We start from the raw sequence: 15381 nt of genomic DNA, 5'->3' as shown, positions 1-15381 counted from the left end.
GTTGTGCATGGATGAGCAACCCGTTCAGCTTCACAGGGAAATTCGCAAGTCGATACCGGCCACCAGAAAACATGCCCGTCGAGTCGACTATGAATATGAGCGGTGCGGGACCGCCAGCATTTTCATGTTCACGGAACCTTTGTCAGGCTGGCGGGAAGTCCGTGTTCGCGATCAGCGCACTAAAGTTGACTGGGCCATTGAAATGGAGCGATTACTGACAACGCGTTACCGCTCTGCCAGAAAAGTCATCGTCGTCTGCGACAATTTGAACACGCACATCAAAGGAGCATTTTACGAGGCCTTCCCCGCTGAGAAGGCACGCTCGCTGGTTCGGCGGATCGAATTTCGTCAGACGCCTAAGCATGGCAGTTGGCTGAACATCGCTGAAAACGAATTGAGTACAATGACCCGGCAGTGTGTAACCGGTCGCCGCTTCGAATCCACACGACCGTTGCGAGCGGAAACCAAAGCCTGGTCGAAGGACGCCAACAAAAAGCAGCGGGGAGTGGACTGGCAATTCAAAGTTCAGGACGCCCGAGCGAAATTGAAATCACTTTACCCCAAAATTAAATCCTGACGCAGCACTAGTTAGGCGTTGAGTCTTCTCTGTCGTTTTTCCTGCCCTTCCTCATTCCTTCTATTTTCTCCATACACATCGGGCACATCCCGCCGGATTTGGCATCCCGCATGTTTTTGGTCTGTATCATCACAACTTCCATCATCGTCATGGCTTTGTCAGGTGGTTCACCGAGCATTGACTCCTGCTCCTCAGTCAGTACCTTCGTCGCCTTTCGTTGTGCTTCCTCGGCGATCGATTTCAATTCCTGCTTCTGCTGTTTCGTCAACTTCAGTTCGTCTGCTCGTGGTATAAGCAAAGGTGGGCTGCCAGCGCTCAGCATGATCGCTTTCAGACCAGCCATCATCGGACACATTGACTCGGACCCCATCTCTTTGTCGCTCTTTGCCTTTGCCGACTCCTGAGCGAATGTCAGTGACTGAAGTGAGATGGCGAGCGCCATAGCCAGAATCACTCCAGCACCGACAATCGCCTCGAAGTTTCGATTTCTGTTCTGGTAAGTCTTCATCTTGTTTCCCTTCTACGCGAAACGTTCAAAATCACTACCGCCCTATGCGGCAGCATCGGGTATTAACCTGTGCAAACTGCATACCACAGCAGCACAGTTTGCCTTTGCCGCTCACTGGGCAACGATCACACCCATCACAACTCGACGCCGATGCATGAACGATATGGGAGACGAGTTTATGCAGTCCCAGGGAGGGAATAATAATCCTTTCAATCAGGATAACGAAACCAGCTGGCTCGACTGGCAGCGGCTCAAGCACAACGAGGAAGTCTTTCGCTTCTTCAAAAAAATGATCTCTTTGCGCAAATCACATGCCTTGCTGGGAAGTTCAACTTTCTGGCGGGAGAAAGTCCAATGGTACGGAGCAGGACATCCAGAGGTCGATATGTCAGCAGAATCGCAAACTCTGGCATACCACCTGCACGATCCCTCTCCGGCAACGCGCGATCTTTATGTTATGATCAATGGCGCAACGATTCCTCAACTGTTCTCGATCCATGCAGAGCCAGAAATGACATGGAACCGGGTCGTCGACACATCCCTCCCCAGCCCCACGGATCTATTATCGCCTGACGCAGAAATTCCTCTTCAACAGAACAAATACAGAGTCAACCAGCGGAGCGTTATAGTTCTGGCACAACCGAGAGGATGAACCTGAAAAACAGTACTGTGTGCAACGGTGCGTTTCTGCTAATGATGGAAGTACTTGAAATAAAATGAGTTCAGTATCGGAGAAATTGACCGCATAACCTCTCTTGACCTGATTCCTGATTATAAAGATACTTCCGCAGCGTTCCCAAATCTTTAGCGTCTACATACTTGTAACACATCCTGAAGAGATTGCGATTTCCCTCGACTTCGTCTCCAGATCATTTCGGTCCCGGGCCGATCTAAATAGATAGAAACCTCTTTGCTGATAGAGGACAGAAGAGCGTAAAGGATTTTCGGTCATGTGGATGTCTAAAACAATCACAACACGAATTATGATCTGCCTGGCTGCTTTGACAGTTCCACTGCAAGGTTTCTCTGCTGCTTCCTGTCACTGTGGCCCTCGTTGTTCTCAATCTATCACGAACTGCTGTTCTGATCAGGAACAGACGCGACTTGGAGAAACTCCTTCCTGCTGTTGCACAGACGCACCTGTCTGCCATTGTGGTGATAATGCTGAAATCACAAAGGATTCCGCTTCCAGTAGCGAGTCACAGTCAGCAGAACCGGGCACGTGCTCTTGCGGAGCAGACTGTCATTGTAGTGCTCAGAGCCAGCCTGTCAGCCCTCTCATCCCTTCACCGGTCGAGAAAAATCCTGCTGAAAAATTAGTGAGCCTGTCGCAGTTGACGGTGGTGTCGACTGTGATCGCTCAGCCACAAACACCGGGAATACCTGGCTGTATTACGGCACCTCAGGCATCCCTTGATCGCTGCGTATCTCTTTGTCGCTTCACGCTATAAGGCTGCTCGGACAGTATCTTTGCGCACTGCAATCTCTGCTGATTTTCAATGACTGTCGTTTTGTGTTCCGTGTTCCAATTCTGACCACACACAGCGAGATAAAGTCTCTCCTGATTCAGCAGGCAAGCAGCAAGTGGGAATCACTTTACTTAGCGTGAACAGAATTCAGACTTGACTGTCGTAAGTCTGGGCCCTAAAACAAATGAGACTTTCCTTTTAGACTGGCGTAGCGATGTTTCAATTTTCAATTCACTCTATGACTTCCTGTATGCTGATGGCAGCGACTCTCCTCGGGGGAATGATTTCGTCAGCGCAGGCAGGCAGTTATTGTGGTACTGAAGCATGCTGCTGCTCACCCTCGATTGAAGCAGAACACAGTTGCTGTTCTCAAACCTCCCATCAGCTGCAATGCCGAAGTTCGGTCGAGAAGGAACTTCCCGTTGCTCCGGAAGAAAATCGCAGTTCACAGGAACGCGAATCATCTCGACGGGCAGCGACAGCGGTAGTCATGCTTGCCGTCTGCACGAAACAATCGCAAGCAGACGCGACGTTTGACACGCCTCAATTCTCATTTCAGCCCCTTCTTCGCCAGCAAGTGATTCTTTGTCGCTGGCTGATCTGATCTCACGCCTTTGCTGTCTTTGTGCGCGCTGTTTGCCACAGTTTTACAGTTGTGTTAACACGCCCCAGGGTTGATGCGTTTTCAATTCATCAGAACCTGGCCAAAGTAAAACGGACAGACTGTATTTTCCCGAATAATTACAGTTGGCTGAAATAATTCTGTTGAGGTTGGTATGAATGATTCTAATAAAAGTGAGATCTGCGCTGCGGATGATGCAGCCTCTCAGCGCAAACAGAATGTGCGCCGCTGGTGGATTCGACTGCTGGTGCAGCCCGCACTGTTTCTCTTGTGTGGGGCGCTGTTGATTGCCGGACTGGGAGTCGCCCAGCGGATGGGATTTATTACCTCAGGCGGGGGCGGCCATAGTCATGGGAGCGTCCTCAGCAAAGCCATTAAATATATCTGCCCGATGATGTGCACCCCTCCCCAGACAGAACCTGGCCGGTGTCCGGTCTGTGCCATGGAACTTGTGCCTGCCACGTCCGATAGCTCAAAATCAGATCCCCGTGCAGTCCGCATTGATCCCGCTGCCCGGCGGATTGCCAATATTCAGACCGCAACGGTCCAATCACTTCCTCTGACTCAGACGATCCATTCCGTGGGGGAATTGAGTTATGACGAAGGCACCCTCAAAACCCTGTCTGCCTATGTGGACGGTCGTATCGAACGGCTCTATGCCGACTTCACCGGTGTGGAAGTCAAACAGGGAGACCATTTGGCGTATGTTTATTCTCCGCTGCTTTATTCCAGTCAGGTGGAACTGCTGCTGGCTAAAAAAGCCTTTGAAAACAGCCGTTCTGCAACACTTTCCCGGGTCACCCGAACCAGCCAGAATCTCTATCAGAGTTCAAAACAGAAGTTAATTGAACTCGGTATGACGATGTCTCAGATCGAAGCACTCGAAAAGACGGGCACTGCCAATAGCCGGATGCATTTATGTGCCCCCATCAGTGGGACTGTGATAAAAAAACAGGCCATCGAAGGCCAGTATGTCAAAGAAGGCCAGGTGATCTATCAGTTGGCCGATCTTTCGCGATTGTGGCTGATGCTTGAGCTTTTTCCTGAAGATGCCGCCACGATCCGCTATGGACAGAAAGTCGAGGCAACCGTCCAGTCGCTGCCCGATGAAACCTTCACCGGCCGCGTGGCCTTTATCGATCCTCACGTCGATCCCCAGACTCGTACGGTGGGTGTGCGGATTATGATACCGAATCCACACGGACGGTTACGTGTGGGAGATTATGCACGGGCGACAATCTCGATTCCCGCGGGAAGCAAAGGAAAGTCAGGAGGCATCTATGATCCGGAACTAGCGGATTGCTGGATTTGTCCGCGACATCCGCACGTCATATCCGAAGTTTCCGGCAAGTGCCCTCTGTCGGGTCAGGCGCTGGTTCCCACGTCAAAATATGGTTATGTTTCGCAGTTATTAGCAGAAAGCGATGTGCTCACAGTGCCCCGCGATGCGGTGCTGATGGCGGGAGAACACAGTGTGCTCTATGTCGAAACCGAACCGGGTCGCTTTGAAATTCGCAATGTCGTTCTCGGCTCGACGTGCGGCGACCAGATCGTCATCCTGAAAGGGGTCAAGCAGGGAGAACAGGTCGCAACCCGGGGCAACTTCCTAATCGATTCGCAGATGCAGCTGGCGGGAAATCCTTCGCTCATCGATCCGACCCGGGCCGAACCGCTGCCGGTTGAGGAGATGTCGGAAACCATGCTCGCCGCGCTCGCGAAGCTCTCTGGAACAGACCGGAAACTGGCGGAACATCAGCGAATCTGTCCGGTGACCATGATGTCGTTAGGAACGATGGGAGCCCCTCCCAAAGTGGACGTGAATGGCAAAACGGTTTTCATCTGTTGTGAGGGCTGCCGTGAAAGTCTGCTGGAACATCCGAAAAAATACCTGGAGATCATCAGGACGGCTGACGCCTCAAACAGTCGGAATGAAGCGGTGTCCGACATGGATCTGCCGCCACTGGGAGTTCCGGAAATAATGGAGCCTGATGACAGCCTGCCACCGATTGAAATGCCACTGGAGATAGACCCCGAACCGATGCAGCTGGAACCACCTCAATCAGCTCCGCCCCGGACGGTCACCAGACAGAAACAGGAGGTCCGCCAATGATTCGCAGCATACTCGATTTCTGTATTCGTCAGAGACTCCTGATTGTGCTGCTGTCGGTAGCCTTGATCAGTTTTGGCTGGTACTCAGCACAAAAAGTTCCCATTGATGCGATTCCCAACGTAAGTGAAAACCAGGTGATCGTCCTGGCAGAGTGGGCGGGACGATCTCCCAAAGATGTGGAAGACCAGATCACCTATCCGCTCTCCATCGCCCTGCAGGCGGTGCCGAGCTCCCGGAGTGTTCGCGGCAAAAGCATGTTTGGTTTCAGTTTCGTGCAGGTCACGTTTGACGACGACGTCGATTTGTACTGGGCTCGCTCGCGCGTGGTGGAACAGCTGACGACGGTCACGGGATCACTACCCGAAGGCGTGGTTCCTGCACTCGCCCCCGACGCCACTGCGCTGGGACAGATTTACTACTACGTGCTCGAACCACCCGTCGGCATGGACCTGGCTGAACTGCGCTCGAAGCAGGACTTCTTCATCAAGTACGCCCTACAATCGGTAGATGGCGTGGCTGAAGTTGCCTCGATTGGCGGCTATGTCAAACAGTACCAGGTCGGAGTTGATCCCAACAAACTCCGCTACCACAACATACCGCTCAGCCAGGTGATTGATTCCGTTAAGGCTTCGAACATTGATGTCGGCGCCAAGACCGTCGAGACCGGCGGGATGGAATTTATCGTTCGCGGCAAAGGTTTTATTGGCGCGGGCAAAACGGAGCAGGAAACGATTGAGCAGATTAATAACACGGTCGTCACAACCAGTAAAGGAGTGCCGATTCGCATCAGCGATGTGGCTCAGGTCCAAACAGGCCCCGCATTTCGCCGCGGTGCCCTCGATTTGAACGGACGGGAAGCAGTAGGAGGCGTGGTGGTGATGCGTCATGGCGAAAATCCCCGTAAAGTCATCGAACGGGTCCAGACCAAAATCGTTTCGCTGGAGTCCGAACTGGGCGGCATCAAAATTCATGGCATCTATGACCGCAGCCAGTTGATCGACGAGACCGTTTCTACCCTGACTAAAGCTCTGCTGCACGAAACGGTCATTACCATCGCTGTCATGGTTCTGTTCCTGTTACATATCCGCGCCAGCATCATCATTGCTATTACACTCCCGATGGCGGTTTTGATGTCGTTCATCGCCATGAAAACCTTGGGAGTCGATGCTAATATCATGTCCCTGGCGGGCATCGCGATTGCTATCGGCACAATGGTCGATATGGGAATTATCATTATGGAGAACATCTATAGCAGCCTGGCTGACTGGGAAGCTGGCGGCTCACCAGGTAGCCCTAAGCAGCGTCTGGTTGTCATTCGGGATTCGGCCGCCGAAGTGATTCCCGCCGTGATTACCGCCGTCAGTACCACCATTATCAGCTTTCTGCCCGTCTTCTTTCTGACAGGCCGCGATCACCGGCTGTTTTCGCCGCTCGCCTGGACCAAATCGTTCGCCCTCATCTCCAGCCTGATCGTCGCAGTGGTCATCCTGCCGATGCTCTGCCGGATCTTTCTCCGTAGTGCGCGCATTCCCCGCTGGGGACAACTGGCAAGCGGCGCGGCGGTAGGCTGCCTCACGGCCGCTCTCTACTGGTTTGTCTGGGGAGATTACATCGCCGAAGGATCGACGCTGACCCTCTATGCGGCGACTGTCTTTGCTGCGGTAGCCGGTTTTCTGCTGGGCTGGTGGGTGACCTGCGAGAAGATCCGATCCATGGATGAGAACCCCACCAGCCGTTTCGTCCGATTTCTGTACGCGGGGCGGTTGAGGCTGGCGCTACGATACAAGCTGCTGATGCTCTCCTTACCTGCAGTGATCATCGTTCTGGGAGCGGGGGCCTGGTTCGGATTGCCCACGGTATTGCGTCCTGTGGAAAAGGTCGTTTCGCTGCTCGGAGCGGACCTGAATCAGGTGCCCGGTTACGTGGACGCCAAGCACGTCTTCACAGGGCTGAAGTCAGACGACTGGATTGCCTTGGATGAAGGCAGCTGGTTTTACATGCCCAGCCTCTACCCGGCTGCCAGTTTTTCACAGGCAATGGAGATCCTGCAGGCACAGGACACCCTGATCAAAGGGATTCCGGAAGTCGAAAATGTGCTGGGCAAAATCGGCCGCGTGGAATCGGCACTCGATCCGGCCCCCGCAGCGATGGTCGAAACCTATGTGATGCTCAAGCCCCGCGCCGAATGGCGGGAAGGCATGACTGCCAGACAGATCTGGGACGAAATCAACAAAGTCGCCACGCTGCCGGGAGTCACTCCCGCTTCGCCTCTGCAACCGATCGAGGGACGCGTTGTCATGTTGCAGAGCGGCATCAAAGCTTCCATGGCGATTCGGGTTTACGGCGACGATCTGGAAGGCTTGTCCAAAGCGGCTCTGGCCGTTGCAGAGCGTCTGAAACAAAACCGGTATGTCAACGCGGGAACCGTCAATCCTGATATTGTCATGGGCAAACCCTACTATGAATTCGAAGTCGATCGCGAAGAAGCCGCCCGCTACGGTATGACGACGATGATGGTGAATCAGATCGTCTCAGCCGGGCTCGGGGGGCTCGATGTAACCACCACCGTGGAAGGACGGGAACGTTATCCGATTCAGGTCCGCTTCGAACGCAGCGTCCGCAAGGACCTGAAAGATCTGCGCAAAGTCTCCGTCGTCACTCACGGCGGCGACATTGTGCCTCTGGAACGACTCGCGAACGTCACCACCACCTGGGGACCGGGCGCCATTAACAGTGAAGACGCCCGCCTCGTGGCGCACGTCGCGTTTTCTCCGTCCGGCGTATCCGGTGACCTGGAAACCGTCGAGCAGGTGATGTCCGAACTGCGGACCGCCCGGGAGGACGGCACCCTGACCTTTCCCAAGGGCAATTTCGAACTACAGGCTGTGGGGTCTTTTCAGAACCAAATCGAAGCCAACGAGCGGCTGATGTGGATCATCCCCACGGTGCTGCTGGTGAACCTGTTGATTATCTATCTCAGTTTTCAGGACTTCGCCATCTCGGCGATTGTCTTCTCCGGGATTCCCGTTGCTTTTGCCGGCGGGATGATCGCAGTCGCCTGGATGGGCGTGGATATGAATACTGCAGTCTGGGTCGGGTTTATCGCCCTGTTCGGCATCGCGGTGGACGATGGTGTGGTGATGGCGACTTATATTCAGCAGACTCTGAAACGCCGTCCGGTCGCCGGCATCGCTGATTTACGTGAAGCAATCTACGAAGCCGGGCTGAAACGCATTCGCCCCTGTGTGATGACCACACTGACCACGATCTTCGCTTTGCTGCCGGTTCTGATGTCCCACGGACGGGGAGCCGATGTGGCCCGGGCCATGGCACTCCCCGTCCTGGGGGGCATGTTGGTCGAACCCTTCACCACGTTTATTGTACCCGCCGTCTATTGTGCTTACCTGGAATTCAAAATGAATGTGGGCCTGTCGAGTCAGGCCTTTGATCACGAACTACCTCAATCTGGATCTCAGAATTCGACATTCGATCCAGCCTTAAGCGGTCCCGCCTCCTGAGCGGGATCAAAATAATTTTTTCAGAAGGAGATATATGATGAAAACATTCAGAATGATTTTGGCTTTGTCGCTGGTTGTAGTCACCGGGTTCGGTGTGCAGCAGTTCGCAGAAGCACAGCAACCTCAAACAGATGGGAGCCAGCGCGATCAGTTACGTATCGCAGCGCAGCAGATTTGCCCCGTCTCGGGACAGAAACTGGGCGCGCATGGGAAGCCGATTAAAGTCAAAATCGGCAAAGAGTCGGTCTACCTCTGCTGCAAAGGCTGTTTAAACAGCAAGGTCAATCCACAGCACTGGTCGACGATTCATGCTAATTTTGCGAAAGCACAACACATGTGTCCGGTGATGAAAAAAGAGCTGCCACAGAAACCGAAATGGACCATCGTGGATGGGCGGATTGTGTATGTCTGCTGTCCTCCCTGCACCAAAAAGATTGACGCTGATCCTCAGACCTATCTGAGTACAGTCGATGCACTGTACTCTGCGAACTTACGGAAGTAGCAGAGTACAACCAGCAGACCGGGAAATCGCTTGAGCATTTTCCTGGTCGGCTCCTGAGTTGGGATGCCTGGGTGATCGCATGATGCGCTAACATGCGATGCTCAGGCATTCCATATATTATCTGGCAGTTGAAGTACGAAAGAGTCCCATTGAGAGTGGAAAGTCCTGTGTTTGAAAAGCGATGGCTGATATCCCTTGTAACGAAACCATTCGTAACTGTGTTTTCTCCATGGCGTGATCAGCTGGAGAGTCAGCGACTGAAGAAAGTTTGAAAACTATGTCAGTATTATTTGCCAGAATCGCCCGATTCAAGAATCAACCGCGTACGATCAGATTTCAATTACTGTTTTCCGTAAATCTGACACTTAGTATCGCACTGGCAGGGATCCTGATATTGCAATATCACCGGGAAATCGAAAATGCGACAGCAGAAATGCGTACAGGTTTGCACGATGAAGCAATAGCCATTCAGTCCGCAGTCTCTCATCTCATACAAGACCATCAGGATCACGACGTCCAGAGCTACATCAACAAAGTCTGTTCAGAAATGAGAAAATCAGCTTCTCCCGGACACCGGATTATCGTCAGCTTGAATGGGAAATACATACAGACGGGTGGTGCTTCCGCGGATAGTAAGGCGATATTGTCCGAATTTGATTTTTCCAATCCGGAATCATTTGATCTGGACGAATTCCAGAAACACCAGTTGGTCATCGGATATCAGCCTGGCAAAGAAGCAAGCGTCTTTGTCATCGAAACTTTAAAAAATGTACGTCGATCAATCCGATCTAAAGTTATGGTTCAGCTTGCAGTGCTCGGGGCATTAGGAATGATCGCGGCTGGGATTGTCAATCTCGTGTTGCTGAAAATCGTGGACAGACCATTGAATCAACTCTTAAAGACAGTCGAAGACATTACATCCGGTAACCTAGATGCTGTTTCCCCGGGATTCACCAGCAGTGAGATGAACTTACTTTCCACATCCATCAATTCCATGAGCGCGGCACTAAAGGAAAATGATCGTGACCGCCGCAGCCAGATGGAGAAAGCGAGAAAGATCCAGCAATACCTGTTGCCCCACGGAGTTGAAATATCACAGTTTGAAACTGCGCATATCTTTGAACCGGCAGACAGCGTTGCCGGAGATTACTACGACTTTTTGCCTTTGTCGGATGGATCATGGCTCATCTGCATTGCCGATGTGAGCGGACACGGTGTTCCCGCTGCCATGGGGGCAGCGATGTTGAAATCACTCCTGCTAGCTGCTTCCGAAAAGCCCCCCTTTGATCCAGTCACGATCATGAATGAAGTCAACCGTCAATTTACCGCCTCGATTCTGCCGGGGAATTTTGCATCCATGTTTCTCTCACGCTGGAAGCCGGAATCACACAATTTAACATGGGTCAGCGCAGGCCATCTACCTGCAATATTGAAAAGAACTTCCGGAACACTCGAATTATTGAAAAGTACAGGTCTTCTGATTGGTATCGACCTGAAAGCTGAGTGGGAGCAGAAAAACACAATACTCTCGCCAGGAGATCGAATCTTACTCTTTAGCGATGGAGTAACAGAAACGGCCAACACTGAAGGTACATTATTCGGAATAGAACGCCTGACGAATTTGTTCACTCAGAGGACAAATCGATCACTCATTGCAGAAATCATGCAGATCAACGAAGCCATAGCGGAATGGCGTTTCAATGCTTCACCCAATGATGATCTGACACTGGTGGCCTTACAGTGTGAATCGGCTTCAAATCTGAAATCGTCTAATCATCAGGCGTCAGCTGTTTACGAGGAAGTCAAGACTTTCTCACAGTCAACAGAACCAGATACTACCTAATCCGTAATATCGTTACATGCGAATCCGGTTCACTGAAGAATTAGTTGTAATCCCTGTTTCGATCAAATCAATTTTGCCGATGATAATCAGTGTGTATCGATTTCGATCATATCAAAGGGGGGGAGGCCAAGGATGGCCCTGCGACAGACAGCTCATTTTTTAAGCTTGTTTCTATTATTGTCCGGTTGTCAATCTGCGCAGCAGATCCACGACCCCGGGTACGCTCAAGTTTCTCAGGCTGTTCAACAGGCTTCCTATACTCCAGCAGAAGCGACAGTGAATCCCATCGCCGCTGATCTGGAGGGGCCTCATTCAGTTGAAAAATACATTCAATACGCATTGGCTCAAAACCCGGATATTCAGGCTGCCCGAAAACGTGTCGAAGCCAATGCTTATCAGGTCCCGGTCGCTTCGAGCCTGCAGGACCCGAATCTGGGGATGACGTTTTATCCGGACCAGGTCCAGACTGCATCAGGCCCCCAGGAGTTTGCGTTGAATGTTTCTCAAAAGTTTCCTGCAAGAGGGAAACTGAGCGCACAGGGAGAACTCGCAGAATCACACACCAATGAAGCAAGAGCTCATCTGGCAGCGACCGAACTGGCTACGATTGCCAAAGTGAAACGAGCGTATTACGAACTTTATTTTATTCAGCAGACTATCAATGTCACTGAGGCAGATAGACAGTTATTAGTCGAGATCCGTGACGTGGCGAACGTGCGCTACAAGACAGGAAAGGTCAGCCAGCAGGACCTGTTGCGTGCTGAACTGGAAATCTCGAATGTTGAAAATGAATTGATTCGCCTGAAACAAAAACTCCAAAGTGGCCAGGCAAAACTTGCACGTCTGCTGCATATTTCCTCTCAGACAAAATTACTGGCACTCAGTCATATTGCCCCGGGGGCTCTGCCTGACGACCTGGACTGGCTGCAGCGGCAGGCGGTCGCCTCTCGTCCGGAATTACATGCACAATTAGCAGCACTCGAAAAAGACAGGCAAGCCCTGAATCTGGCACGCCTCGCCTATAAACCGGATGTCACGCTGGGAGCCACCTGGATCGATGTGGGATCTACCGGGGTCAGTCCCGTTGCCAACGGAAACGATTCGTTTCTGATCACAGCAGGAATCAATCTGCCGGTCTACAGAAAGAAACTGGATTCAGCAGTTCGATCCGCGGAGGCAAAAGCAGTATCGACGGCTCGATCCTATGATTCATTAAAAGATGAAACACTTGAAGAAGTCGCAGACCTGTTTGCTCAAGCCAAAAGCCAACAGGATCTGTTGATTCTGTTCCGTGAAGATATTCTTCCAAAAGCGCGCCAGACGCTGGAGGTCTCCAGCCAGGCCTACAATACCGGAGAAGTCGACTTTTTACAGCTGGTTGACAACTGGAGGGAATTACTGCGTTTTGAGGTGAGTTACCTGAGACTCGAAGCATCATTAGGACAATCACTAGCAGAATTAGAACGGGTCATTGGTGGAATTAACCCACAGACATTACAACCCATCCCTGCACCGCCGGAAGCACTTGAAAATTTACCACTGCCTGAAGAACCATAACAGGCAGGATTAGACTGCAATCGACGAAAACGCGATTGCTAATGAAGGAGCTTAAGATGGACACCGCTCAAAAGTGGATGTGCCGGATCGCAACGCTGGGAGCGATCATGATGACAGGTTGTGCCTCGACTTACCACAGTTATTCCGGCTGTCAGGTCGATTGCCAGTACTGTGATCCACCCCCACTTTCTTATACCTGCTATGAAAATTGTGTTTGTCACTCCAGCCAGGTCTCGGGTTATCTGGAGCGCCTGCCGCATCATCCTGAGGCAGCAGATCACGGGGACAATAATGCAGAATCAGGGAAGTGAACAGTTCGTTCGCCATCCAATTGGAAAGTTCACCTACTTACTTTGTTCTATATTAACATTACTGGTGGGAAGCAAGTTCATGAGCAGTAGCAGAGTCTCTGTCTGTCATCGCCTCAAGACATTGGGAATTGAACTTACCCTTGTAGTCCTGCTGATTTTGAATGTCAGCAGTTTTCTTCCCTGCAGCTATTCACTGATAGTACTACACACCAGTCTGATAATCATTTTTTTGGTATTTGTCATTTATCATATTCTGATCGCCGTAGTTAACGACGACCGGGTGACACTGGGTGCCATTACTCGTATGAAACTAAATCCTGATCAAAGGACGCCAACAAAAAGCAGCGGGGAGTGGACTGGCAATTCAAAGTTCAGTGTGCCCGAGCGAAATTGAAATGACTTTATCCCAAAATCAAATCCTGACACAACACTAGTCCCAGAACAAGCGACCCTTTGAGTGTGAGTGGGAGCAAACATCGGCGCAGGGGTTGGCTGCTGGCGGGATGAATTCGCCGGAACATGCGGTGGATTTTGGTTGCTTCATATTTTGAATGTTCCTCAGGTAAAGAGCCACGGCAAATGGTCAGGACATCCGCATCCTGCCTGCATTGAACCCAAGCACTCACGGCCGTGCGCGAGGGCTTCGGTTTGTCTTTACAACTGCAATACATCGACCAGTCGCCAGAACGCAGGCTGACGATCATTGCCATTCAACAGCCGGAAGATCAGACGGCGACCGGTCCGCACAATCTGACACGGGATGCGAATCATGGCTGTTACGAATGTACGGAACTCCATTCTGAGCAATTCACACTTTTCTTGGCGACGCCGGTCTTTCCAGCGACCCGTTTCCGGAAGACTCAGGGCGATCCATGCTTTCAACGTCCAGCCCAGCGAGGCCATCAGCATGTATGCCCAGTTCGAATACAGATTGTCCACCGGTGCCGTTAAGGAACGCGGGCCGTTCTTCAGTTGCTCAATCAAATTCTCCTGTTCGCAACGAGCGTTGCATGTGAATACGATTTCCGCTGGCGTCGATGTGCGATCATTTGTGATGTAAAACAGATAACGCACATCGTCCAGCAGCAGTTTCTGCCCTTTCATTTCGTCGATGTGTTTGCGAACAACGATCAGGCGATACACTTGACCGCAGGCCGTTGGCTGATAATCGAACTCTGCCACCTCTTCACGCTGCAACACCAGGTTCTTGTATTCTCGATCGACAATGATGTTCTCTTTGACCGGGTGGCCCTTTGTTCGCAGCTGGGTTTTGGCTGCGTGACACACGCGTCTGTTGAGCTTCTTCCACCGCGTTTTCGGCAGGTTTTCCGCCAGTCCTTCGAGGTTTGGCAGCGCTTTGTAGCCGAAGTAGAACGTCACGCCGCGATCATTCCAGCGATCGAGGTGCTGAGTCTGACTGAACGCCGTATCACCTCGAAAGACGATCCTGCGAAAGCCGCAGCTCTGCAGATAATCGGCGATGCCGTCGCATTCGACAGCGGCTCCGTCTTCGCTCGTCCGGTTACCCGATCGATTCACAATCCGCAGAGGTTCGCGCGTTTCCGCCAGCGAAATCAGGAGCGGATGATAGCCCCAGATCCCCTTGTACGACATATCCATGCCGAACTTGCATTCGCCCGTTGTTTTGACGATAGAGCCATCCATGTCCACGGTCGCACAGTCGAAGAATTCCTCGGGCTGTTGAGCCCACACGTTTCGCCTTGCTTCATCAATGGCGTGATGCAGACAGTCGATCTGTTCTTTCGATTCAAATCGCCGACAGAAATCGCCGGCCGTCGATGCGTCCGGAATACGGTTCGCTCCCAGAGCATTCAGATACGCTGTATCGACGCGTTTCTTCTTAAGATCTTCCAGGCACGTGCCGTCGGTCAGCGCGTTGTAGGCAATATTCAGGACGTGGTCAGATTCGTGATACGGAAAGTGGACCTGCAGTCGCTCGACATGCCGATTGATGGCATCGACCAACCCACTTTGTTGCGCCACAGCAGTCGCCAGCCCGATTCCACCGTAACACGTCGCTGACTGTCGCTGAGAAACTTCGTACTGAATGCCAGCCGCCGACAGCAGGGGACGCTGGTGATCCTCGCATTTGTGTCTGGTGCGCTGTCTGACCTTGAGTTCACGTTCAGCGTGGCACGTGGCCGCATTTTTGATCCGGCGTTTTCGAGATTTCTTCGCTCGTATGGCAGACGCGGTTTGTCGTTTTTGATAGGCTCTTGTCTTCACCTGAAATCCCTTTCTGCTTCTCGTATTGTTTTGTCGTGATAACACTCAATACGCGGAAATCAGCAGGGATTTCGGGTGTTTCTTATTATTCAGGCAAACAAGGTCGCTTGTCTTGGG

General features: G+C 51.9%; 11 protein-coding genes. 9 read left to right on the top strand and 2 right to left on the bottom strand.

Features of this window, described 5'->3' with window-relative positions:
* On the top strand, positions 1 to 577 hold a 577-nt coding region (locus tag AACZ40_RS22150; RefSeq protein WP_339675877.1), incomplete at its 5' end, for an IS630 family transposase.
* Between the two features lie 7 nt (positions 578 to 584).
* On the opposite strand, the gene AACZ40_RS22145 is transcribed toward AACZ40_RS22150, so the two are convergent.
* Positions 585 to 1085, bottom strand: coding sequence for a hypothetical protein (locus AACZ40_RS22145; RefSeq protein ID WP_291166082.1), 501 nt, complete (start codon positions 1083 to 1085; stop codon positions 585 to 587).
* Position 1086: 1 nt separating this feature from the next.
* Between AACZ40_RS22145 and AACZ40_RS22140 the strand changes: the two genes are divergently transcribed.
* The 8 genes from AACZ40_RS22140 to AACZ40_RS22105 all read left to right on the top strand — a co-directional run bounded on the left by AACZ40_RS22140 (position 1087) and on the right by AACZ40_RS22105 (position 13017).
* A complete protein-coding gene (locus AACZ40_RS22140; RefSeq protein ID WP_291166084.1) occupies positions 1087 to 1737 on the top strand; it encodes a hypothetical protein in 651 nt (216 codons plus the stop codon).
* A gap of 1031 nt (positions 1738 to 2768) precedes the next feature.
* Entirely contained in the window at positions 2769 to 3158 is a 390-nt protein-coding gene (locus AACZ40_RS22135; RefSeq protein WP_291166086.1) for a hypothetical protein, read from the top strand.
* Positions 3159 to 3330: 172 nt separating this feature from the next.
* Positions 3331 to 5286, top strand: a complete 1956-nt coding sequence (locus tag AACZ40_RS22130; protein ID WP_339675874.1) for an efflux RND transporter periplasmic adaptor subunit — start codon at positions 3331 to 3333, stop codon at positions 5284 to 5286.
* On the top strand, positions 5283 to 8804 hold the full coding sequence (locus AACZ40_RS22125) for an efflux RND transporter permease subunit (RefSeq protein ID WP_291166090.1): 3522 nt from the start codon (positions 5283 to 5285) through the stop codon (positions 8802 to 8804). Before AACZ40_RS22130 ends, AACZ40_RS22125 begins: the two co-directional genes overlap by 4 nt.
* Positions 8805 to 8838: 34 nt before the next feature.
* Positions 8839 to 9306, top strand: a complete 468-nt coding sequence (locus AACZ40_RS22120; RefSeq protein ID WP_339675872.1) for a hypothetical protein — start codon at positions 8839 to 8841, stop codon at positions 9304 to 9306.
* Between the two features lie 277 nt (positions 9307 to 9583).
* Positions 9584 to 11149: a SpoIIE family protein phosphatase gene (locus tag AACZ40_RS22115; protein ID WP_291166094.1), complete on the top strand. Its 1566-nt coding sequence runs from the start codon at positions 9584 to 9586 to the stop codon at positions 11147 to 11149.
* 132 nt (positions 11150 to 11281) lie between these two features.
* On the top strand, positions 11282 to 12706 hold the full coding sequence (locus AACZ40_RS22110) for a TolC family protein (RefSeq protein ID WP_291166096.1): 1425 nt from the start codon (positions 11282 to 11284) through the stop codon (positions 12704 to 12706).
* Between the two features lie 56 nt (positions 12707 to 12762).
* Positions 12763 to 13017, top strand: a complete 255-nt coding sequence (locus AACZ40_RS22105; protein ID WP_291166097.1) for a hypothetical protein — start codon at positions 12763 to 12765, stop codon at positions 13015 to 13017.
* A 654-nt stretch (positions 13018 to 13671) separates the two neighbouring features.
* Here AACZ40_RS22105 and AACZ40_RS22100 read toward each other — a convergent pair.
* Positions 13672 to 15264: an IS1380 family transposase gene (locus tag AACZ40_RS22100; protein WP_339675870.1), complete on the bottom strand. Its 1593-nt coding sequence runs from the start codon at positions 15262 to 15264 to the stop codon at positions 13672 to 13674.
* Between the last annotated feature and the right edge of the window lie 117 nt (positions 15265 to 15381).

It is taken from the genome of uncultured Gimesia sp., assembly GCF_963972345.1.
Taxonomy (GTDB): Bacteria; Planctomycetota; Planctomycetia; order Planctomycetales; family Planctomycetaceae; genus Gimesia.
This window is presented reverse-complemented; position numbering and strand designations above follow the sequence as displayed.